This is a genomic window from Pseudomonas sp. ICMP 10191 (assembly GCF_001467335.1).
Lineage (GTDB): Bacteria > Pseudomonadota > Gammaproteobacteria > Pseudomonadales > Pseudomonadaceae > Aquipseudomonas > Aquipseudomonas cerasi.
Window position 1 is genome coordinate 86900 of record NZ_LKGW01000024.1, and the last position, 23093, is coordinate 109992.

14 protein-coding genes and 1 pseudogene are annotated in these 23093 nt (G+C 60.1%); 3 read left to right on the forward strand and 12 right to left on the reverse strand.

All coding sequences use genetic code 11. The features are described from left to right. The first annotated feature begins 16 nt into the window (after positions 1–16). A complete protein-coding gene (locus AO388_RS03650) occupies positions 17–5845 on the forward strand; it encodes a hypothetical protein (RefSeq protein WP_058416057.1) in 5829 nt (1942 codons plus the stop codon). 119 nt (positions 5846–5964) lie between these two features. After that, the gene (locus tag AO388_RS29540) at positions 5965–7047 is read left to right on the forward strand and encodes an RHS repeat-associated core domain-containing protein (protein WP_236713893.1); all 1083 of its coding nucleotides are present in this window, start codon (positions 5965–5967) and stop codon (positions 7045–7047) included. Between the two features lie 77 nt (positions 7048–7124). Here AO388_RS29540 and fdhA read toward each other — a convergent pair whose 3' ends face one another. The 10 genes from fdhA to AO388_RS03705 form a co-directional block, all read right to left on the reverse strand. Then, a complete protein-coding gene (fdhA, locus tag AO388_RS03660; RefSeq protein WP_058416059.1) occupies positions 7125–8324 on the reverse strand; it encodes a formaldehyde dehydrogenase, glutathione-independent in 1200 nt (399 codons plus the stop codon). Positions 8325–8373: 49 nt separating this feature from the next. Further along, positions 8374–9231: a formyltetrahydrofolate deformylase gene (purU, locus tag AO388_RS03665; protein ID WP_044309126.1), complete on the reverse strand. Its 858-nt coding sequence runs from the start codon at positions 9229–9231 to the stop codon at positions 8374–8376. 175 nt (positions 9232–9406) lie between these two features. Beyond that, positions 9407–10039: a sarcosine oxidase subunit gamma gene (locus AO388_RS03670; protein WP_058396378.1), complete on the reverse strand. Its 633-nt coding sequence runs from the start codon at positions 10037–10039 to the stop codon at positions 9407–9409. Positions 10040–10089: 50 nt separating this feature from the next. Then, a complete protein-coding gene (locus AO388_RS03675; RefSeq protein ID WP_003432562.1) occupies positions 10090–13110 on the reverse strand; it encodes a sarcosine oxidase subunit alpha in 3021 nt (1006 codons plus the stop codon). Further along, complete coding sequence (locus AO388_RS03680; RefSeq protein ID WP_003372476.1) at positions 13107–13403, reverse strand: sarcosine oxidase subunit delta; 297 nt, start codon at positions 13401–13403, stop codon at positions 13107–13109. The genes AO388_RS03675 and AO388_RS03680 overlap by 4 nt, the downstream gene beginning before the upstream one ends. A gap of 15 nt (positions 13404–13418) precedes the next feature. Beyond that, positions 13419–14669, reverse strand: a complete 1251-nt coding sequence (locus tag AO388_RS03685) for a sarcosine oxidase subunit beta family protein (protein WP_003411874.1) — start codon at positions 14667–14669, stop codon at positions 13419–13421. A 17-nt stretch (positions 14670–14686) separates the two neighbouring features. Beyond that, positions 14687–15940, reverse strand: a complete 1254-nt coding sequence (gene glyA, locus AO388_RS03690) for a serine hydroxymethyltransferase (RefSeq protein ID WP_003432565.1) — start codon at positions 15938–15940, stop codon at positions 14687–14689. Between the two features lie 255 nt (positions 15941–16195). Beyond that, a complete protein-coding gene (gene choV / locus AO388_RS03695) occupies positions 16196–17374 on the reverse strand; it encodes a choline ABC transporter ATP-binding protein (RefSeq protein WP_058416060.1) in 1179 nt (392 codons plus the stop codon). Beyond that, the gene (choW, locus tag AO388_RS03700; protein WP_170846044.1) at positions 17371–18219 is read right to left on the reverse strand and encodes a choline ABC transporter permease subunit; all 849 of its coding nucleotides are present in this window, start codon (positions 18217–18219) and stop codon (positions 17371–17373) included. The genes choV and choW overlap by 4 nt, the downstream gene beginning before the upstream one ends. Before the next feature lie 64 nt (positions 18220–18283). Further along, positions 18284–19231 carry a choline ABC transporter substrate-binding protein gene (locus AO388_RS03705; RefSeq protein WP_003432571.1) on the reverse strand — a complete coding sequence of 316 codons (948 nt, stop codon included), beginning with the start codon at positions 19229–19231 and terminating at the stop codon, positions 18284–18286. Positions 19232–20012: 781 nt separating this feature from the next. Between AO388_RS03705 and AO388_RS03710 the strand changes: the two genes are divergently transcribed. Further along, a complete protein-coding gene (locus AO388_RS03710) occupies positions 20013–21116 on the forward strand; it encodes a GlxA family transcriptional regulator (protein WP_003432573.1) in 1104 nt (367 codons plus the stop codon). Positions 21117–21451: 335 nt separating this feature from the next. On the opposite strand, the gene AO388_RS30165 is transcribed toward AO388_RS03710, so the two are convergent. Beyond that, on the reverse strand, positions 21452–22324 hold the full coding sequence (locus AO388_RS30165; protein ID WP_404944133.1) for a methyl-accepting chemotaxis protein: 873 nt from the start codon (positions 22322–22324) through the stop codon (positions 21452–21454). Next, positions 22307–23077 (reverse strand): annotated as a pseudogene (locus AO388_RS30170) (MCP four helix bundle domain-containing protein); the annotation flags it as partial. The pseudogene AO388_RS30170 and the gene AO388_RS30165, both read right to left, overlap by 18 nt. Positions 23078–23093 lie beyond the last annotated feature (16 nt).

Genomic DNA, 23093 nt, shown 5'->3' on the forward strand with positions numbered 1-23093 from the left:
GCACGGAGCATCAGCAATGACCGATACCCACACCTCATCATTTCCTTCCATGCCAGTTGCCGGCCGGGAAAGGCTTCAGCACATGCTGGCAACCGAAGGCAGCGAGCAACTGGCCGCCATTCTGCAACGGCCGCGGCCTGAAGGTTTCACGCTACTGAACGAGATTCAGGTACTTGGGGCTGCCAGCGTGTTCGGGCGATGGGCCGACGATATCGAGCTCCTGAACACCCTGAAATCAGTGCTGTTCGACGATGAACTGAACGTGCTCAGGGACAGCGCAGAACGCGTTACCCGTTCCGTCGCTTCGCCAGCCTTGGAGGCAGGCCCCGAGCACGAACTGGCCAAGGCGGCGCTCGATATTGCGCAGAGTCATCAGCGCGAGTCACATTCGCCGAGCATCCGAATCGAGCGCATAGACCGCACGCGGGGCGATTACCGCAGGTTGCTGAACACGCTGCGGGCACGAATGCGCGACGTGAAGACCGGCACCTGTATGACCAACAGAGTATTCATGACCGTGGCCGACGACTCGCCGCTGTTTGCCGGCGTCACTTTTGGCGGTTCGATATTGCAGCGGTTCAAGGCGTTGCTCAGGGCTATCGCCAGCGCGGGTCCGGCTGGCGAGGTCGATGACGATCTGTTGCCCGGGGTACGCCGTAAAGACCTGCGCTACGTTCTTGATCTGGTCAACACGTCTCAGGTGGACTTCAGGCAGTCTTTCACCTGTGTGCTGCATGTCAGGATGAATGAAGGCAGGCCGGTTCACTCGCTGCGACTGCAGGGCATCTCCGAGGGACGGCAACCTGCGCACGCCACGCTGTCTGACCTGCACCTGCGATTTATCCGTTTCACCGACTGCCTGGCCCGGTTGGTACCGCACCTTGAATCGGCAGATGCCAAGTGCATCCTGGCCATTCGCGACGATCAAACCGTCTCACTGCATGGTCTGCTCGATTACTACGGCGTCGACATTCCGCTGGCTGCCACCCGCGACCATCTGCTGCAGGCGATCACTGCGCTGTTGCCCGGAGAGCGCGAAGCCCATCCTGCGGGGATGGCACCCGCGTTGCCTTTTACCCTCGCCGAACAGCAGCGTTTCATGCTCGATACCTCGCAGGTCTACACCTTTCGGCAGCACAAGGTTCAGGCGCACGGCACTGACGACTACGGTGTCATCGACCTTGAGCTGAAGAAAGAGATGCAGTGGCATCTTGGTCGATGCCGCACCTTGCTGAACAGTTACCGGCATTTTGGCGCGTCGCTGCAAGACAACGAAAACGCGCTGCTGACAATGCTCCAGCAAACCGGTGGCATCACGCTGAAACTGGTCGTTTACGACAGCGATGGCCACCACGACATCTACCGCGAGCAGCACACCGTCAATCCCTGGCGCGCGAAGGACCTTGCGGAATACTTCGACGCGGCGCGCCAGGAACTGTCGTCTTACATGATCAACACCATTCGCTATGGCGAAGCCGAGGGGGCGATCAATATTGAGCGGCTGATCGTGGAAGTGATCGTGCCCAATCCTGTCCAGCGTCGTTATCCGCTGTCCGATATCGACATCGAAGCCTTCGATATCCGCAGCAAAGAACCTCCGTTTCTATACGTGGATCCCCTGGCGCTGGGTGCTTATGACGTCATCAGGTCACGGTTCGTGGAGTTGACCGATGAGTTGCGCGAGGCGCAATGGAACGTCGGCCACTCTGTCACGTTGCTGCGTGCGGTCCGTCACCTGCTGGCACATTACCAGGAGGACCTGCCGGCGTTGCCGCACGCGCAGCGTCAGGCGGCCTATACCCGGCGCTTGAATGATGCCGTCAACACCTACTACAGAGTGATTGCGCAGAACCTCGAGGACCAACAGCGCCTGCAAGTCGTTCTGCAGCCGACCCAGCCGGAATTCGTGGCGCGTGAGCTATGCCGTTATCTGGGGTTGAATGAAGCCTGCTGGCCGGTGATTGCACGGTCTTCGTTCGATATCAGTTATCGGGCCGGCTGGATCAATACCGGAACGTTTTTCCGGCACGAAGAGTCGGTCGGTTATCGAACCCTGCTGAGTGTGGTGTATGACGAAGACCTGCGCCGCGAGCTGGCGCTTGCCGACAATCGTGATGAACGGCTCGGGCAACTGGCTCAGGCGCTCGCCGTTAAAACACGTTACACGGCAAGTCTGGACGTGCTGCAAGCGAAGCTGACGGGTTTATTCGACGCGAACATTGCCTTCGTCAACAACGGCCACCTGCCTGCTCGACTGACCGCACCGCAGGCAGCGTTCAGGCTCGAGGCCGAGACCTACGCCATTCAGGCGACCGAAACCTATCGGATGCTGGAGGCCGAGCGGCTGGTGCTGGTATCCGGTACTGCCGCCGAGCGCCTGCAGATTCTGGAAGGGATTGCGCTGGCGGACAGTGACAGGCCGGTTCATTGCATCGAGTTATTGAGCGCCGACGAGAAGGTCCGGCTTGAAGCCAGTGCTCTGGCGTTCAGGCAGATGTTGAGCGCCCGAGCGAACGACGATGACATTCAGAACATGTCGACCAGCGCGCAGCATGTGCTGCAACTGGTGCATCAGGTCGGCGGACTGATTCCTGTGCTGGGCAACTTCATCAACCTGGGATTCGATATTTACGACGGCAATGATGACGGCATCGCGCTGGATGCACTCAACATCATTGCCGAGCTGGTGCTGTGCAAAATGCGCACGCTCCCTCCCAGAGTGGCGGGTGTGCTGATGCTGCAAGGCACCACTATCTGGACGATGAGCCAGCAGGTCCAGGCCCTCGGCGATTCGATCAAGGCCAACGACTACGAGGAGTCGGTGAAGAACTTCGGTTTTCTGCTGGTCGGTCTGCATTCGGCGCTGCATTGCGGCATATCGGCGGTGAAAGGGCTTCGGTCCGCGATACTGCGTTATCAACAGACCGTCAGCGAGCGCGCTGTTTCTGACCGCTCTGATCTGAACGAAACGGCCCGACACAGCGAGCACGGCGATGCCATCGAACGCGAAGCCGAGGGCGCACACCTCGCGCGGCGTCGCCTATCCACAAGCAGCTCCTATTGGCGGGTCTCGGAGGATGGGCAGATCTCCGAGCTGCCGACGGGCCGGAAGGTCACGAGCCTCGACTGGAATGGCAACGCGATGGTCGAAGGTGGCGCTCGGGCGGTACTGCTCGGTGGAATCAGCGAGAAGATCTACATGCTCAACGGCCATGCCTGCCGGACAGTCAGCGGACTGACAGGGCCGGAATTGCGACCTCTGCATGCGCTGGACCTCGAAGCAGGTCAATGGCGCAGGCACCCGCAGTCAACGGTCGACGCCCCGCAGCTTTCACGTTTTGCCCACACCGAGGATTTTCCGCTTGGCTTCAGCGGTCGCCCGGAGCGTTTTCTGGCTCCCACCAACACAGTCAGCTGGTATGACAACTGCGTGGCGGCGCTTGAAACAGCTTCCGTGCGGGTCATCGACGCAGATGGCAGGGTAAGCCAGCAGAGCATGGCGCTTGGTGTGATCGAGCACAAATACGTCACCGAGCGTAATGGTCATGTCGAAGTACTCGAACATGCGGGCACCGATGTTGAGACGACCGCCTTCATTCGCGCCGACGGCAGCCGCATGGAAGTCGCCAGGGTGTTGCCTGCCATACCGGCCTACAAGCCTGAAATTCAGGCACAGATTGTCGCGGCTCAAGGCATGTTCGTGACCGTCCGAATAAGCGACACGCTGCAAGGTCTGGTCGGCAGCAAGACCGTGGCGGGTGTTCTGGCGACGCTCAGTAATGGCAGCGGACAGGAACTGGTGATCGAAGCGGATCGCGGCGTTCACTATCGCGGCACGCTGCCCATCGAGCACTTCCTGGCGCTGGCGCCGGGCGAGACGTTACACGACCAGCAGCCTGTTGCCCTGAGCCTTCAGAAAATCAGCCCGCACGCCGATCCCAAACGAGCGTTGCCTCAGCTGTGGCACGACCAGTCGGATTATCGCAACGGCATCGCCCATGATGACTTTGCGCTGGAGCTGTTCTATGGCGCGAAGGCGGCGAACGAAGCCTATGTGCGCAACCCTCAATGGGTCGCCAGGAACATCGATGCTGTGGCCAAAATCAAATCGCGGCTGCCCTCGTCCATTACCACAGTGGAAAATCCGTTTTATGTACTCGATACCCCTGAGGAACTGGCCATTCTTTTTGCTGCGCGCAACCAGGCGGCCTTGGCCAATACCTTGCTGGGCCATACCGTTGAATGGGGAGCGGCATCGAGATCCAGAGAGTTACGCCTGGGGGAAAATATCCTCAGACAGCTTCGTCTGAACGAGCCGCTTCTGGCTGCTCAGGAAAACATTCCGCCGCTCGCCAGCGAGCGGAGCGCCTTCGTCAGTCAGCTTAAGGAGAAGCTGGCCCGCAACAACCTGATGATGGCAGAAGTCAGCCTGAAGTCAGGGGGAAAATCCTGGTTCGCCCATTCGCCTGCCAGGCGTCTCGGCATGCTGGCGGGGCATATGCACGACGAGTTTTACCTGAGTCATGCGGGGTCGATCATCGATCATATTGAAGCCTGTTTTACCGACCCGTCGAGAATTGAACGTATCGCCGTGCTGTCCCTTGATGACGTCCCGGAAGCCGATGCGCGACGCATTTTTCTCTCCTCGCAGCGCGGCTATACCTATGAGTCGGTCACCAGTCTGGAGCAGCCGGACGAGCATACACATCTGAGCGGTGCGCAATTGCAACTGCACATCGATAACGCCCTTTATCCCGAGCGGACCCGAGGTGTGGGGATTGCCAGCGCGATTGTCGACCTGACCGGTGCAGAAGCGCTCAGCAGCGGGCCAAAGCGTGGCAGTTACTCGATTGAGGGACGTGACTACATCAAGCTGGATAACGGCAGGATCTACCGCGCCGACTGGGATGAGCGCAACGGGGTGTTTCTGCTGGTACCACCGCAAGGCAGGTCGCGCGCCGAGACCCTGGCACTGCCCTGGGTGCGTCACATCGGCGGACATGAGTTCACGCTGATCAACCGTCCAGCGCTCAAGGGCGGCAATCTCATCGATCAGATGATCTGCAGCATCCGCACCCGGCGGCCGGCCGGTCGTTTGGCAACTCACGAGTCCCATTCCGCTCATGACACAGCGAGCGGAACGCTTCAGGTTCACCACGAAGACCTGCACATCATGAGCGACGACGTTCTGGTACCCGGCAAGCTTAATGTGCCATCGAGCCTGTTCCACTCCATCGCAGCGGATCGTGACGGTTACGTGAGGCTGGAAGCCAGGGCAGCGGTGCCTGAAAGCTGCATCTCCAGCACCGAGTTCCTGGTATCGAAATATGCCGGAGGGCAAGTCGCGTTCGATTACAAGGGCGAGAGCCTGGGTGATCCGGCTCCAGTGGTGCCCAATGTCGAGGTCGTCGCCAGGCAGGATGGTCAGCTGGTGAGCCTGAATATCACCACAGCAGTGCTTGAGCCTTGGATAAATGCACGCGGCCACTCTGACTATTTTGTCGGCGAGCAGTCATTTCCCGAGATCGGCGAAGGTATCGGTTTCATCGAGCGAGGGGGGCTGGAAGGCAGCCCGTCATCGGACTACCCGTTTCATTTCATGTTCGTGGCGGGGAAAGTACTGGACCGGAACGGGCAAATTACCGGCGTGCTGGCCTCGGACTTGTCCGAGCCTGCACGTGAGCCTGATCAAAATGGAGTTACGCCGCAATTGCCCGCCAGACGGAACTGGAATCTGGGTCTTTTCCCTTCGATCGACAGCATGCGCGGGGTGCCGGAACCTGATAGCAATGCCTATGTGCAGGAGCATTACTACTCGGTATTGGTGAGGCCTGTGCGTCAGTAGGGCACGTCTCCAGCGTTTTTCGTCCCGCAGGCGGAACAGCCTAGTAGTTCTGCTAGCTGGGCGGAAACAGAGACTCAGCCCAGACTTGCTGCCATGGGTGACTTCAAAGGAGTGAAACCATGGCTTCGTCCGGGCAATCCGCGCTCTGTGTCTACCGCTACGATCCATTGGATCGCCTGGCCGATTGCGCGCCTGCGGGGCAGAGCAGCACTCGCCTTTTTTATCAGAAGACACATCTGGCTACGCAGGTTCAGGGGCAGGTCCAGCACACGCTTATGCGCACGGATGAGCATGTGCTTGCTTGCCTGAGTACAGAAAATAATCAGCGCGACGGCGCGTTGTTGGCGACGGATCAACAGCAGTCAGTGATTGCCGCTCAGGGGTTGGAGTTTGCCTACACGCCTTACGGACATCGTCATCCTTCAGGCCGCGCAAGCCTGCCGGGCTTTACTGGCCAGCGGGTTGACCCGGTGACGGGGCACTATTTGCTGGGGAATGGGTATCGGGCGTTTAACCCGGTGTTGATGAGGTTCAACAGCCCGGACAGTCTGAGCCCGTTTGGTGAGGGTGGGGTGAATGCGTATGGGTACTGTGGGGGGGATCCGGTTAATCGGGTTGATCCGACGGGGCACGTTAATGCTCGAATACTGGCACTGATATTCCGAAATAGACAAGCTTTGGTCGCTGCGAAAAAAGTCACTGAGCACCGCTATAGCGTTCTTGTGCCTGGCAGTCCAACCTCCTCGGGTTTAACGCGTACAGGAGGTGTTTCAGGGGCCAAAGGGCCCGCAGTTGTTCCAGATTTCATCAATAAACTGGCCCAACCTGAAAATGTGCCGGCTCATTTAAAAACTCGACGGCGTTTACCTGCGGTACCAAGCGACGCGCGGCTGCATACAAGATGGGCCGCCCCTAAGTCCTCAATAGCACCTCGTAATATCTACCACCTCCCAAGCGGAGTGGTGCGCCGTCCAAAGCGTATCGAGCTTCCCGCAACGCCATTCCAGCGGGTGCTCACTGGAGATCTGCCAATGGACACAATTTATGAGTACCCAAGACTTTCACGCTCTAAAGCACGTGCCTTGGAGGTAATTAGAAGAGGGGAAATGTTGCGGAGAGATCATTCTTACAGTAGTTCAGTAAGTGTTAACTTCAGGCAGTCAGATCCCACGTCTTCCGTGAATATTGCCGTGCGGTTTTAGAAAGGAAATTCGACTGGCGCTCTCAGGAAGCAGCGCACCTGCATAAAGTGCGCTGCTTTAAAAGATCGAAGATGGATCTACGCCCCGCCAAACAACCCATGCGGATCAATCACAAACTTCTTCGGCACGCCCGAATCAAACTCGCCATAACCCCGCGGAGCCTCATCCAGACTGATCACCTCGACACCCACTATGTCGGCGATCTTGATGCGGTCCCACATGATCGCCTGCATCAGCTGGCGGTTGTATTTCATGACCGGGGTCTGGCCGGTGTGGAAGCTGTGGGATTTGGCCCAGCCCAGGCCGAAGCGAATGCTCAGGCTGCCCATTTTTGCGGCGGCGTCCACGGCTCCCGGGTCTTCGGTGACGTACAGGCCGGGGATGCCGATCTTGCCTGCGACGCGCACCACGCCCATCAACGAGTTGAGAACGGTGGCGGGTGCTTCGGCCTGAGCGCCAGCATGGCCGTGACCGCGTGCTTCGAAGCCTACGGCGTCGATGGCGCAATCCACTTCAGGCTCGCCGAGCAGGGCAGCGATCTGCTCGTGCAAAGGGGTGTCCTGGGACAGGTCGGCAATTTCGAAGCCCTGAGCCTTGGCATGAACCAGACGCGTCGGGTTGACGTCGCCGACGATCACCACGGCAGCGCCCAGCAAGCGTGCTGACGCCGCCGCAGCCAGGCCGACCGGGCCGGCGCCTGCAACATAAACCGTACTGCCAGGGCCAACCCCGGCAGTCACTGCGCCGTGGTAGCCAGTGGGCAGGATGTCGGACAGGCAGGTCAGGTCGCGAATTTTTTCCATCGCCGCGTCGCGGTCCGGGAGTTTGAGCAGGTTGAAGTCCGCGTAAGGCACCAGCACGTATTCAGCCTGGCCACCAACCCAGTCGCCCATGTCGACATAACCATAGGCACCACCGGGACGCGCCGGGTTGACCGTCAGGCAGACGCCGGTGTTCTGTTCCTTACAGCTGCGGCAGCGGCCGCACGCCACGTTGAATGGCACGGAAACCAGATCACCGACTTTCAGATGCTCCACGTCGCGACCGGCTTCCAGCACCTCTCCGGTGATTTCATGACCGAGCACCAGCCCGGTCTGCGCCGTGGTACGGCCGCGTACCATGTGCTGGTCCGAGCCGCAGATATTGGTGGAGACCACGCGCAGGATCACGCCGTGTTCGATGCGCTTGCCGCGTGGGTCTTCCATTTTCGGGAAAGGAATTGATTGCACTTCGACCTTGCCAGCGCCGAGATACACTACACCGCGATTACCAGACATACATGTCACCTCGCTTTTATTGTGGTGGAGCAGAGAGAAGCCGTTGCAGCTATAAAACCACCGTCCTGTTGGCGTTGAGAAACACCCGCCGTTCGATGTGATAACCGACCGCACGGGCCAGTGTCAGTCCTTCGATGTCCCGACCCTTGGCGATCAGGTCTTCGGGATAGTGGCTGTGATCGACCACTTCCACGCCCTGGGCAATGATCGGACCTTCGTCCAGATCGTTGTTGATGTAATGCGCCGTGGCTCCGACCAGTTTTACCCCCTTGTTGTAAGCCTGATGGTAGGGCTTGGCGCCTTTGAAACCGGGCAGCAACGAGTGGTGGATATTGATCGCCTTGCCGTCCAGCTTGCGACACAGGTCCGGAGACAGGACCTGCATGTAGCGGGCAAGAATCACCAGTTCTGCACCAGACTCTTCAATGACCTGCCAGACTTTGGCTTCCTGCGCGGGCTTGTCGTTCGGGTCCAGTGGGAAATGGTAGTACGGAATGCCGTGCCAGCCAGCCAATGGCTCAAGATCAGGGTGATTGGACACCACCGCGACCACGTCCATGGACAGTTGATTGATACGCTGGCGGTAGAGCAGGTCATTGAGGCAGTGATCGGCTTTCGAGACCATGATCACTACTTTTGGCCGGTAGTTGGGCGCCGTGAGTTCGAAGATCATGCCGAACGTTTCACCGCGCTCGCTCAGTCCGGCCCTGAACGCCTGCTCGTCGAAAGCCTCGGGCTGACGAAATTCCACACGGATGAAGAAGCGTCCCGAGAGACGGTCATCGAAGGAGTGATGTTCTGTGACGTAGCAACCCTGCTCGAACAGAAAGCGCGTCACTGCGTCTACCGTACCCAGCATGCTGGGGCAGTCGGCGGTCAAAATCCATGTGTCGGGCGCGCGGCTCATTGAATCAATGCTCCAGAGTATTTGTTATCCGCAAATATGACTGACAGTGCCAGCCTGTAGGCTTGGGCAGGACGCAGAGCGTCCGGAACTGCGTTCCCACGCGGAGCGTGGGAACGATAATCCAAGAGTCTTCATTGAGACCGACGCTACGGTTTCAGCCCCGGTTCCCGGCGCTTCACGCCTGAATGCTCAGCCCGTACTCGGCACTCGCATCCTGCAACCACAGCCACCAGTAATCCGAGAAGCTGCGGCGGACCAGCAGCTCCCAGGTGTCTTCACCGGTCCGGCGGATCACCAGTTGCGACTTGGCGAACACGGTGCCGACTGCCTTGCCCACCGGGAAGTTGTCCGGGTGCACGTCGTAGCTGGTGGACTTCATCAGTACCTGGCGCACCTTCGGCCCGCTCAGTTCGAGAATCGATTGCCCGCCGCTGACATTGACGATGGCGATGTGTTGCCCGCTCAGTTCGTCACGCAACTTCTGTTCTGCCGCGAACTCTTCGCCGCTCGGCACAATCAGCAGCCACTCATCCGGGCCAAGCCATTGCAGCGAGCTTTCGCCACTGATGACCAGCATCAGTGCGGCGGGCAGCTCCATGCCCAGCGCCTTGTGTACGCCTGCGGCGAAGGCCGGATCGTGGGCATTGCCACGAATCGTCAGATGGCCCAGCAGTTTTTTCTCGCGCAGGAAAACCCCCGGGCTGGCGCGCCCCTTGCCAATCAGGCTGTCGAGGTTTGCGTGGAACAGCGGCGACTCGGCTTTGACGTCGGTGGTCGGGCGCTGCTGGTAAACGTTGGCTGTGCTCATGATTCACCTGCTTGAATTCTGTGTGCTGCGGATGATCGGCTCACCGTGGACTACTCGACGTTCTGCCGCTCGCCTTTCGGATCGAAGAACACCGAAGAAACGATCTCGGCTTCGATCACGCTGCCATCGGCCAGAGGCGCGAAGACCCGCTCTCCCATGCGCGCCAGACCGCCTTTGACCACGCCCATCGCGAACGAATAGCCCAGCGAGTTGTGCGCGTAACTGGAGGTCACGTGGCCGACCATGCTCATCGGGATCGTCTGTTTGGTGTCGAACACCAGTTGCGCACCTTCCGGCAACCATTTGGCAGGGTCCACCGGCTTGAGGCCGACCAGTTGCTTGCGCTGTTCACGCACGCAGTCTTCGCGATTCATGCCGCGCCAGCCGATCCAGGAGAACGGCTTGGTACGACCGACACACCAACCCATGTTCAGGTCGTCGGGCGTCATCGAGCCGTCGGTGTCCTGACCGACGATGATGAAACCTTTCTCTGCGCGCAGTACGTGCATGGTCTCGGTGCCGTAAGGCGTCAGGTTGTACTGCTTGCCTGCCTCGGCGATCTTTTCCAGAACGCCCATGGCGTAGTCGGCCTGAATGTTGACCTCGTAGGACAGCTCACCGGTAAACGAGATACGGAATACGCGAGCTGGCACACCGGCGACCAGACCTTCCTTCCAGGTCATGAACGGGAAGGCTTCACGGCCCAGATCGATATCGGTGACTTCGCTGAGCAGCTTGCGGCTGTTGGGGCCGGACAGCGTCAGCGTCGCCCAGTGATCGGTCACTGAGGTGAAATACACTTTCAGGTCCGGCCATTCGGTCTGCTGATAGATTTCCAGCCATTGCAGGACGCGCGCTGCGCCGCCCGTGGTGGTGGTCATCAGGAAGTGGTTGTCAGCGAGACAGGCAGTGACCCCGTCATCGAAGACCATGCCGTCTTCCTTGCACATCAGGCCGTAGCGCGCCTTGCCCACGTCCAGCTTGGTCCAGGCGTTGGTGTAGATGCGGTTGAGAAACTCGCGTGCATCCGGGCCTTGAATATCGATCTTGCCCAGCGTCGAAGCGTCCAGCAGGCCGACGCTGTCGCGCACCGCCTTGCATTCGCGAGCGACGGCTGCGGGCAGGTCTTCGCCGTTCTTCGGGAAGTACCACGGCCGTTTCCACTGGCCGACATCCTCGAACTCGGCACCGTTTTTGACATGCCAGGCGTGCAGCGCAGTGAAACGCACGGGTTCGAAGATGTGTTTGCAATGACGCCCGGCTATCGCGCCGAAGGTCACCGGCGTGTAGTTGGGGCGGAACATGGTGGTGCCCATTTCCGGGATCGACACGTTCAGCGAACGCGCGGCGATGGCCAGACCGTTGACGTTGCCCAGCTTGCCCTGATCGGTGCCGAAACCCAGCGCGGTGTAGCGCTTGACGTGCTCAACCGACTCGAACCCCTCGCGGGTCGCCAGTTCGATGGCCGCTGCGGTCACATCATTCTGCAGGTCGACGAATTGCTTGGGTGCCCGAGCGGTGCCTTTCTCATGCGGCACCTGAAACAGCGCCAGCGTCGGCTCTTCCGCACGGCTGAGGGCTTTGGGCATCACGCCTTCGACCACCTTGAAGCCCGCTTCACTGGCAGCGCGCACGCCGCCTTCGAAACCATCGGCCAGACTGTCAGCCAGACTGTAGACGCCGTTGACGCCGCCTACGCAGATACGTTTCTGCGGTGCTTCGCCCGGCACGAAGCCGAGGATGTCCTCGCGCCAGACCGGCTTGCCGCCCAGGTGCGAGGCCAGGTGCACGATCGGGCTGTAACCGCCGGAGCTGGCAACCACGTCGCATTCAAGCCATTCGCCAGGGCTGGTCACGCTGTGCGTCTTGACGTCGATGGCGGCAACGCGGGCAGCCGTCACACGCTTGCTGCCACGGGCCTCGATGACCGCGCTGCCGGTCAGGATGCGAATGCCTTTGGCCCGCGCTTCTTCAACCAGCGGGCCGCGCGGGTTATGCCGTGCATCGGCAATCGCGACCACGTGCAGACTGGCGTCGAGCCAGTCCAGAGCGACGCGATAGGCGTGATCGTTGTTGGTGGAAAGCACCAGTTTCTTGCCCGGCGCCACGCCATAACGACGAACGTAAGTCGATACGGCGCCGGCCAGCATGTTGCCGGGCACATCGTTGTTGCCGTAGACCAGCGGACGCTCGTGAGTACCGGCTGCCAGCACCACACGCTTGGCACGTACCCGGTGCATGCGCTGGCGAACCATGCCGATCGGCGCGCGATCACCCAGGTGGTCGGTAAGGCGCTCATGAATGGTCAGGAAGTTGTGATCGTGGTAACCATTGACCGTGGCACGCGGCAGCAGGGTGACGTTGGGCAGGCTTTTCAGCTCGGCGACGACTGTAGACACCCACTCGGCGGCGGGTTTGCCGTCGAGGCTTTCACGGCTGTCGAGCAGGCTGCCGCCGAACTCTTCCTGTTCATCGGCAATGATCACTCGGGCACCGCTGCGACCTGCTGCCAGCGCGGCAGCCAGACCGGCCGGGCCTGCGCCGACGATCAACACGTCGCAGTGCTGGTTCATCGCATCGTAGCTGTCCGGGTCGTTTTCGGTCGGCGAGCGACCGAGGCCTGCAGCCTTGCGGATGTACTTTTCGTAAGTCATCCAGAACGATTGCGGGTACATGAAGGTTTTGTAGTAGAAACCCGGCGGCATCAGTTTGCCGCCGACCTTGCCCAGAATGCCCATGACATCGGTATTCACGCTCGGCCAGCCGTTGGTGCTGGTCGCGACCAGTCCGGCATAGAGCGCCTGTTGCGTGGCACGCACGTTGGGGATCTGCGTCGCTTCGGTCGCGCCGATCTGCAGCACGGCGTTGGGCTCTTCCGAACCCGCTGCGAAGATGCCGCGCGGGCGGGAGTATTTGAAGCTGCGGCCGATGATATCGACGCCGTTGGCCAGCAGGGCAGAGGCCAGCGAGTCGCCTTCAAAGCCCTGGTAGGTCTGGCCGTTGAAAGTAAAGTTGAGCACCTTGCTGCGGTTGATGCGGCCGCCGTTGGGCAGGCGATGGGTCTGGCTCATACCTTTTCTCCCTGATCCGTGAACTGCGGCCTGGTACCGATCGGATAGGTCTCGAGAATCTCGTAGGTCACGGTATTGCGCGTCATGTTGAAATACTGGCGGCAACCGGCGGCGTGTATCCACAGTTCGTGATGCAGGCCGCGCGGGTTATCGCGAAAGAACATGTAATCGCCCCATTGCTCATCGGTGCAGGCACCGGGGTCCAGCGGGCGCGGGATATGCGCCTGACCGGACGGGTGGAATTCCTCTTCGGAGCGCAGTTCGCCACAGTGAGGACAGAAGATATGCAGCATGGTCGGGTTCTCCTGTTAGTGGGCTACGGCTGCAGCGCCGTGTTCGTCGATGAGTGCGCCGTTGTGGAAACGGTCGATGGAGAACGGCTTGGCCAGCGGGTGCATCTCGCCCTTGGCCAGGCTGGCGGCAAATACGTTGCCCGAGCCCGGCGTAGCCTTGAAGCCGCCTGTGCCCCAGCCGCAGTTGAAGAACATGTTCGGCACCGGGGTCTTGGAAATGATCGGGCAGGCGTCCGGCGTGGTGTCGACGATGCCGCCCCATTGACGGTTCATGCGCACGCGGGACAGTACCGGGAACATCTCGACGATGGCCTGGATGGTGTGTTCGATCACCGGGTACGAGCCGCGCTGGCCGTAGCCGACCCAACTGTCGATGCCGGCACCGATCACCAGGTCGCCCTTGTCGGACTGGCTGATGTAGCCGTGTACCGCGTTGGACATGATGACGCTGTCGATAATCGGCTTGATCGGCTCGGAGACCAGTGCCTGCAACGGATGCGATTCGATGGGCAGACGGAAGCCTGCCAGCTTGGCCATGTGCCCGGAGTTGCCGGCGGTTACCACGCCGACCCGTTTGGCACCGATGAAACCCTTGTTGGTTTCCACTCCGATGCACACGCCGTTTTCCTTGCGAAAGCCGATGACTTCGGTCTGCTGAATCAGGTCAACGCCCAGCGCGTCGGCCGCACGGGCGAAGCCCCAGGCCACCGCATCGTGACGGGCGACGCCACCACGGCGCTGAACCGTTGCGCCAATGATCGGATAGCGGGTGTTTTTCGAGCAGTCCAGGTACGGGATTTCCTCGGCGACCTGCTGGCCGTTGAGCAATTCGCCGTCCACGCCGTTAAGCCGGTTGGCGCTGACGCGGCGCTCGGAGTCGCGCATGTCCTGCAGGGTGTGGCACAGGTTGTAGACGCCGCGCTGGGAGAACATGACGTTGTAGTTCAGGTCCTGGGACAGGCCTTCCCACAATTTCATCGCATGTTCATATAGGTGGGCAGACTCGTCCCACAGGTAATTGGAACGCACGATGGTCGTGTTGCGAGCCGTGTTGCCGCCGCCCAGCCAGCCTTTCTCGACCACGGCCACGTTGGTGATGCCGTGCTCCTTGGCCAGATAGTAGGCCGTCGCCAGACCGTGCCCGCCGCCGCCGACAATGACCACGTCGTAGACCTTTTTCGGGGTCGGCGTGCGCCACATGCGCTGCCAGTTTTCATGGTGGCTGAGGGAATGCTTGAGAAGGCCGAAGCCTGAGTAATGCTGCATGTGAGGCTACTCCTGACTCAGCGATAAACCGGAAAATCGGCGCACAGGGCGGCGACCTGGCTGGCAACGTCAGCCTCGACATCGGCATCACCGAGGTTGTCGAGGATGTCGCAGATCCAGCCTGCCAGCTCGATGCACTGGGTCACCTTGAAGCCGCGCGTGGTCACGGCCGGTGTGCCGATGCGCAGGCCGGACGTCACGAACGGCGACTGCGGATCGTTGGGCACCGAGTTCTTGTTGACGGTAATGTGCGCACGCCCCAGCGCCGCATCTGCGTCCTTGCCGGTCAGGCCCTGACGGATCAGGCTGACCAGAAACAGATGGTTGTCGGTGCCGCCGGAGACCACGTCGAAGCCCCGATCAATGAACACCTGCGCCATCGCTTGTGCGTTGTCGATGACCTGCTGTTGATAGGCCTTGAAGGCGGGCTCCATGGCTTCCTTGAAACATACCGCCTTGGCGGCAATGACGTGCATCAGCGGGCCGCCCTGGCCACCGGGGAAGACGGCGGAATTAAATTTCTTTTCCAGCTCCTCGTTGGCCCTGGCCAGGATCAGACCGCCGCGTGGGCCGCGCAGGGTCTTGTGGGTCGTGGTGGTGACCACGTCTGCGTAGGGCAACGGATTCGGATAAAGACCGGCGGCAACCAGACCGGCAACGTGAGCCATGTCGACGAACAGGTAGGCACCCACCTTGTCGGCGATTGCGCGGAAGCGCGGGAAGTCCAGGGTCTTGGAGTAGGCCGAAAAGCCGGCAATGATCATTTTCGGCTGGCATTCGACGGCAATACGCTCGACTTCGTCGTAATCGATCAGCCCGGTCGCGGTGTCGATGCCGTACTGCACGGCGTTATAGAGTTTGCCCGAGAAGCTGACCTTGGCGCCGTGGGTCAGGTGACCGCCGTGCGCCAGGCTCATGCCCAACACGGTATCGCCGGCCTGGAGCAGCGCCAGATAGACCGCTGCGTTGGCCTGACTGCCGGAGTGCGGCTGAACGTTGGCGTAGTCGGCACCAAACAGTTGTTTGGCGCGTTCGATGGCCAGTTGCTCGACCTTGTCGACGTGCTCGCAACCGCCGTAGTAACGCTTGCCGGGATAGCCCTCTGCGTACTTGTTGGTCAGGCCGCTGCCCTGCGCCTGCATCACGCGTTTGCTGGTGTAGTTCTCCGAGGCGATCAGCTCGATATGGTCTTCCTGACGCTGCTCCTCGGCGTTCATCGCCGACAGCAGTGCATCGTCATAACCCTGAATCTGGTCTTGCTTGCTGAACATCGCGGATCTCCCAGCGGCGGCGCGGCGCCTGACTTGTCGTTCGGGCTGACAGAGCCCTCTGAGAGCGATGGTAGGGCCGGACCGAAGACGCCAAATGCCTATGGACGCCACACAAAGGTGCGTTTACGACATGGCGGCGGAGGGAGCAGAAATAGCGGAAGGGAGTTACCCGTGACAACGCTGCAGACGAAAAAAGCCCGCTCCCGGCTGGATGAGTCCAGCGCGGTTGAGCGGGCTTGTCGGTTTCAGGCCTTGTCAGCCGTGGTTTTTGCCCAGCAATGCGTGATACAGCTCGGTATCACCCAGAATGCCGACCACTTTATTGCCGTCCTGCAGGACCAGCTTGTTGCCGGTCTGGTAGCGGATCTGCAGCGCGTCGCGCATGCCAATGTTGGAATGCACAAGCGTAGGGCGCCGATCCAGGGTGGCGACGTCCTGACCGGGGGCCCAGTTCTGCAGATCGAGGGCCGTGGCACCTTGCCGCGCGCCTTTGATCACGTTGCCTTCGGCCAGATCGAGCCATGAGTCGCCGCTCGGGTCCAGGCACACCGAACCGTGGACGTGGGTGCACTCGTCGACAGTGCGCATCAGACTGCGACCGCACAGCACGTTCAATGGGTTGGTATGTGCAACGAAGGTGCGCACGTATTCGTCTGCCGGATTGAGCACGATCTGCTCTGGCACGCTGTATTGCACGATGCGGCCGTCTTTCATGATGGCGATCCGGCTGCCGAGCTTCAGTGCTTCATCCAGATCGTGGCTGACGAACACAATGGTCTTGCTCAGCTTGGTTTGCAGGGCGAGCAGTTCGTCCTGCAACCCCTGGCGGATCAGCGGGTCGAGCGCCGAGAACGGCTCGTCCATCAGCAGGATGTCGGCATCCATCGCCAAGGCCCGCGCCAGGCCCACTCGCTGCTGCATGCCGCCGGACAGCTCGTCGGGCTTCTTGTTGCGCCACTGGGTCAGGCCCACCAGCTCGAGTTTTTCATCCACCAGCTTGCGCCGTTCCTTTTCGGGGCGACCCTGCATTTCGAGGCCAAAGCTGATGTTTTCGCGCACCGTGAGCCAGGGCATCAGGGCGAATTTCTGGAAGACCATGGCAATGCGCTTGGTGCGCATCATTTTCAGTTCGGCCGCGCTGCAGTTGGCGATGTTGATCTGTGAGCCTTCGTGCTCGACGAACAGCGAGCCACGGCTGACGGTATTGAGACCGTTGATACAGCGCAACAGGCTGGATTTGCCGGAGCCCGACAGGCCCATCAGCACGCAGATTTCGCCCTTCTCGATATCCAGGCTGGCGTTCTCGACGCCGACGATCTGTCCGGTTTTCTTGAGGATCTGGTCACGCGTGAGGCCTTCGTCGAGCAGCTTGAGGGCCTCACGCGGGTCCTTGGAGAAGATGACGTCTACCTTGTCGAATTTGATGATACTCATGCGTCGGACCCTACCTTGGCTTCGGGTTGTTTGCAGATGCGGTCGAGCATGATGGCCAGCAATACGATTGCCAGACCGGCTTCGAAACCGAGCGCGATGTCGGCCGTGTTCAGCGCGTTGACCACTGGCTTGCCCAGGCCGTCGGCGCCGACCAGGGCCGCGATGACCACCATCGACAATGACAGCATGATGCATTGGGTAATCCCGGCTGCAATGCTGGGCATCGCGTAGGGCAGTTCAATGCGTGTCAGCAACTGGCGGCGTGACGAGCCGAAGGCCTTGCCGGCATCCAGCAACTCCTGAGGCACATCACGGATACCCAGGTAAGTCAGGCGAATCGGCGCGGCAATGGCGAAAACCACTGTCGAGATCAGACCGGGTACCACGCCCAGACCGAACAGCGTGAGTGTCGGAATCAGATAAACGAAGGTGGGCACGGTCTGCATCAGGTCGAGCAGCGGCCGGATGATGGTGTAGAACAGCGGCTTGTGCGCGGCAATGATGCCCAGCGGCACGCCGATGACGACACACACCAGTGTGGCGAAGAGCACCTGTGCCAGGGTTTCCATGGTCTCCTGCCAGTAATGCAGGTTGAGGATCAGCAGAAACGAAAGGATGACGAAAACCGTCAGGCCCCACTTGCGCTGGATGAAGTGCGCGAGGGCGGCGATAAGGCCGATCAGTACGAATGGATTGAACCAGGTCAGCGCGAAAGTGAACCCGTGGATCATCATTTCCAGTGTCGAGGCTATCGCGTCGAAGTAATCGGCGCCGTTGGCCGTCAACCAATCGACAAATGCGGCGATGTACTCGCCCAGAGGGATTTTATGGTCAGTCAGCATGATTTCGGGTGTCCGCTTGCGGAAGGTGAAGAGGGCAGCAGGCGGGTCAGCCCCGCCTGCTGTCGGCTTACTGGGTCAACTTGGCTTTGGCTGCCTCCAGGCCTGGCTTGCCATCGACGGTGGTCACGCCTGCGAGCCAGGTGTCGAGTACTTGCGGGTTTTTCTTGATCCACGCCTTGGCGGCGGCATCAGGCTTCATTTTGTCGTCCAGCACATTGCCCATCAGGCTGCTTTCCATGTCCAGCGTGAAGGACAGATTCTTGAGCAGCTGACCTACGTTGCTGCACTCCTGACTGTAGCCTTTGCGGGTGTTGGTGTAGATGGTCGCCTGGCCATAGTTGGGGCCGAAGAAGTCATCACCGCCAGTCAGATATTTCATCTTGAAGCGAGTGTTCATCGGATGCGGTTCCCAGCCGAGGAACACCACATCGTTCTTGCGTTTCACGGCGCGGTCGACCTGCGAAAGCATTGCGGCTTCGCTGGATTCAACAACCTTGAAGCCTGCATCTTTCAGGCCGAAGGCGTTCTTGTCGATCATGCTCTGGATCAGGCGATTGCCGTCGTTGCCAGGCTCGATCCCGTAGATCTTGCCGCCCAGTTCCTTCTTGAATTTGGCGATGTCGGCGAAGTCATGCAGGCCTTTGTTATAGAGCGCTTCCGGGACAGCCAGGGTGTACTTGGCGTTCTCCAGATTGGCACGCACGGTTTCGACGGTCCCTGCTTCGCGATAGGGCTTGATGTCGTTTTCCATGGTCGGCATCCAGTTGCCGAGGAACACGTCCATGTTCTTCCCGTCAGCCAGCGACTTGTAGGTCACCGGTACGGAAATCATGGTGGTCTTGGTCTTGTAACCCAGTGACTCGAGTACGGCGCTGGTTACCGCAGTGGTGACGGTAATGTCAGTCCAGCCTACGTCGGAGAAGTTGACCGTATGACAGGCCTCTGGCTCGGCTGCCTGAGCGAGCACCGGCATACAGAGCGTGGCGGCCAACAGCAACGATTTGGAACCTTTCATGGGTGGACTCCTGTGAGTTTCTTCTGGTCATCAGCAGGTGAACGCTGACGCGGCTTATGGGTTGGCGAGGCTTTTCGCGAAGCTCCATCACTGCGCCGGGCGATCGAGTCGGAACCGATCATGTAACAGGGAAAATCAAACGCCTACAGGGGGCGTCGTATCCAGTGCAGGAGGCGTCGTATCCAGTGCGCGCAAGGTCGCTTACAGATTCGTTGCATCGTACGCACGCCCGGTTGCAGTGTCGGAACTGCGAAAAAACGGCCAGTACGTTACACAGTCGCTGCGCAGTTCGGCAGCGGTCGGTTGGCAGGTCGGTGCCTGCGCGAACGCGGTCTTTTGGAGGGGGGTAACGCCGACAAGTTCATTATCGGGTCAGATCCGGCAGTGGTCATGCCCGGTCGCATGCCATTTTGGGCGGCTGCGCGCTTTTCGATCACGCGCCCTGCAGGCCGCCACTTTTTAGCGCGAACGCCTGCCCTCGGCAGGGTTTTATCGGGATGTGCCTTGAGTAGCACTTGGCGTGCGAAGGCCCCTTGGTCGTTTCCGCCAAGTGCTACCGAACTGCTCATCGAACTGCGCCTGCGGCGGCCTTGGCGTCGCTGACAGGTACGTGGGTCGCAGCCGGTTAGACGCTTCGCGACGTCGTTTTCAGGTGTTCTTGAATGAGCGATCAATTTCCGGCATGGGATTTGCGATGTCATCACCAGGCCCTGCAATGACGAGGGCTACAAGAAGAGCCTGTTCTGGGGCCAACCATTGCCATATGAGAGGAGATAGTGTGATGACATCGTTCAATCAAGGGACTCAACCCCAGAACCGCGCGCCACAGTCCATCGGCTTTCTGCTGCTGGATAACTTCACCCTGATCTCCCTCGCATCGGCGGTAGAACCCCTTCGCATGGCCAATCAGTTGTCGGGCCGCGAGCTGTATCGCTGGACCACGTTGAGTGTCGACGGCGGACAGGTCTGGGCCAGCGATGGTCTGCAGATCACGCCGGATGCGGCAATGCACAAGGCTCCTTTGCTCGACACGGTTATCGTCTGCGGCGGTGTCGGTATTCAACGCTCCGTCACGCGTGAACACGTCAGTTGGCTACAGAGCCAGGCACGTCAGTCGCGTCGTCTGGGCGCGGTGTGCACCGGCAGTTGGGCGCTGGCGTGCGCGGGCCTGCTGGATGGTTTCGAGTGCAGCGTGCATTGGGAATGTCTGGCTTCGATGCAGGAAGCCTTTCCACGGGTGTCGATGAGCACCCGGCTGTTCACGCTGGACCGCAACCGTTTCACCAGCTCGGGTGGCACCGCACCACTGGACATGATGCTGCACCTGATCAGTCGTGATCATGGGCGCGAGTTGTCGGCAGCCATTTCCGAGATGTTCGTCTACGAGCGCATTCGCAACGAACAGGACCATCAGCGCGTGCCGCTCAAGCACATGCTCGGTACCAATCAGCCGAAGCTGCAGGAAATCGTGGCGCTGATGGAAGCCAATCTCGAGGAGCCGATCGATCTTGACGAACTGGCTGTGTATGTCGCCGTTTCACGCAGGCAGCTGGAGCGGTTGTTCCAGAAATACCTGCATTGTTCGCCTTCGCGCTACTACCTGAAACTGCGCCTGATTCGCGCCCGACAACTGCTCAAGCAGACCCCGATGTCGATCATCGAAGTGGCGTCGGTGTGCGGCTTCGTGTCGACGCCGCACTTCTCCAAATGCTACCGCGAATACTTCGGCATCCCGCCGCGTGACGAGCGCGTAGGGTCCAACACCGCACAGCAGGTTGCCATGATGCCAATCCCGCAGGCCTTGGTGCTCGCCCCGTTGTCCGGGCCGATGTCGGCCTTGAGTCAGGCGCGTAATGAGTCGACGTTTGCGAGTGTGAGGCTTTAACCGCCCTGCTTCGCAAGAGGACGCAGAGCGTCCAGAAAGGCATGCGACGCAGAGCGCCGCACGATAGTCGAGAGCATCGTTCCGCACGCTCCAGCGTGGGAATGCGGTTCCCGACGCTCTGCGCCGCACGATAGTCGAGAGCATCGTTCCTCACGCTCCAGCGTGGGAATGCAGTTCTCGACGCTCTGCGTCGCACGATAGTCGAGAGCATCGTTCCGCACGCTCCAGCGTGGGAATGCAGTTCTCGACGCTCTACGTCGCAAGAGGACGCGAGCGTCCAGAAAGGCACGCCAACACGGAGCATTGGCACGAGAGTCAGGTACCTCTGCCTGCAATCAAAGCGCGAAGCGCGCCACCATGCCGTTGAGGTCGATTGCCAGGCGTGACAGCTCGGTGCTGGCTGCGCTGGTCTGGTTGGCGCCGTTGGTGGATTGTGCCGAGAGGTCGCGGATGTTGACCAGGTTGCGGTCCACTTCGCGGGCGACCTGTGCCTGTTCTTCGGCGGCGCTGGCGATGACCATGTTGCGTTCGTTGATTTCCTCCACGGCGCTGTTGATGGTGTTCAATGCCTGGCCCGCGCCCTTGGCAATGTTCAGGGTCGATTCGGCGCGTTCGGTGCTGTTGCGCATCGAGCTGACGGCCTGTTCCGTGCCGGTCTGAATGCTGCTGATCATGCGTTCGATTTCGCTGGTCGATTGCTGGGTGCGATGGGCCAAGGCACGGACTTCGTCGGCGACGACGGCAAAGCCACGTCCTGCTTCACCGGCGCGCGCGGCTTCGATGGCGGCGTTCAATGCCAGCAGGTTGGTCTGGTCGGCCAGGCCGCGAATCACGTCGAGCACCTTGCCGATATCGCGCGATTCATTGGCCAGGCTGATGATCAGCTCGGCAGTGCCTTGCACGTCGCCACTCATGCGTTCGATGGCGCTGACGGTTTCCTGAACCAGATCGCGGCCATCGCCCGCAGAGGTGGCCGCGCTGCGCGAGGCCTGCGAGGTGCTGGTGGCGTTGCGCGCAACTTCTTCCACGGCACTGGTCATCTGGTTGACCGCAGTGGCTGCCTGTTCTATTTCATCATTTTGCTGCACCAGCCCGCGTGCGCTTTCGTCAGTGACAGCATTCAGCTCTTCGGCTGCCGAGGCCAGTTGCGTGGCCGAGCCGGAAATACCCTGCAAGGTATCGCGCAGCTTGTCCTGCATGGTTTTCATGGCCAGCAGCAGACGACCGGCTTCATCGGTGCCATCGATACTGATCGGCCGGGTCAGATTGCCTTGCGCGATGGTCTCTGCTGCAAGCAGTGCGGTGGCAATCGGTGTGGTAATGCTCTTGATCAGCATCCAGGCAAACACGAGGGTCAGCAGGGTGGCAGCGATCAGCAGTCCGATCACCATATTGAATGCCGAGTCGTACTCGCTGGAGGCCTGTTCCTTGACCTCATTCAACTGTGCCGTATTGATCTCCACCAGTTTGCGCAGCACAACGTTCATCTGGTCGGAGTTGCTGACCATTTCGTTGTTGAGCAACTCCTGCAATTGGTCGATGTTGTTCGCACGGCTCAGCGTCTTCAGACGATCCTCAAGCTGGCGATACTGCCCCAGCAACTGCACGTACTGGCTATAGAGGTTGCGCTCTTCGGGCGCGCTGATCAGCTTTTCGTAAACGGTCTGAGCGTCAGTGATCTGCTTGTTGCGCATCGCCATCAGTTCGATGGTTTTCTGCTGGGTTTCCGGATCGCGATTGACCAGCAATCGATAGGACAATACCCGCAGACGAATACTGACTTCAGCGAAGCGATCGAGGCTCTTGATGCTGGGCACGTTGCTGTCGGCCAGCACCTCGGTGGCGCCGCGGATCTTGCTCATCTGTGACAGTGCAAAGACGCCCAGAATCAGCATGAGGGTGCCGATCATGGCAAATCCAAGAAACGCTCGGGGCGCGATGTTCATATTTCGCAGGGACATAGAAAGCTTCCAGGGT

Bases quoted from the DNA above. Each gene is read 5' to 3' on its own strand.
- AO388_RS03705 (WP_003432571.1), bottom strand. From the start codon at position 19,231: ATGAAAGGTTCCAAATCGTTGCTGTTGGCCGCCACGCTCTGTATGCCG.
- AO388_RS03710 (WP_003432573.1), top strand. From the start codon at position 20,013: ATGACATCGTTCAATCAAGGGACTCAACCCCAGAACCGCGCGCCACAG.
- purU (WP_044309126.1), bottom strand. From the start codon at position 9,231: ATGAGCCGCGCGCCCGACACATGGATTTTGACCGCCGACTGCCCCAGC.
- glyA (WP_003432565.1), bottom strand. From the start codon at position 15,940: ATGTTCAGCAAGCAAGACCAGATTCAGGGTTATGACGATGCACTGCTG.
- AO388_RS30165 (WP_404944133.1), bottom strand. From the start codon at position 22,324: ATGAAAACCATGCAGGACAAGCTGCGCGATACCTTGCAGGGTATTTCC.
- AO388_RS03650 (WP_058416057.1), top strand. From the start codon at position 17: ATGACCGATACCCACACCTCATCATTTCCTTCCATGCCAGTTGCCGGC.
- AO388_RS03670 (WP_058396378.1), bottom strand. From the start codon at position 10,039: ATGAGCACAGCCAACGTTTACCAGCAGCGCCCGACCACCGACGTCAAA.
- AO388_RS03680 (WP_003372476.1), bottom strand. From the start codon at position 13,403: ATGCTGCATATCTTCTGTCCTCACTGTGGCGAACTGCGCTCCGAAGAG.
- AO388_RS03685 (WP_003411874.1), bottom strand. From the start codon at position 14,669: ATGCAGCATTACTCAGGCTTCGGCCTTCTCAAGCATTCCCTCAGCCAC.
- AO388_RS29540 (WP_236713893.1), top strand. From the start codon at position 5,965: ATGGCTTCGTCCGGGCAATCCGCGCTCTGTGTCTACCGCTACGATCCA.
- fdhA (WP_058416059.1), bottom strand. From the start codon at position 8,324: ATGTCTGGTAATCGCGGTGTAGTGTATCTCGGCGCTGGCAAGGTCGAA.
- choV (WP_058416060.1), bottom strand. From the start codon at position 17,374: ATGAGTATCATCAAATTCGACAAGGTAGACGTCATCTTCTCCAAGGAC.
- AO388_RS03675 (WP_003432562.1), bottom strand. From the start codon at position 13,110: ATGAGCCAGACCCATCGCCTGCCCAACGGCGGCCGCATCAACCGCAGC.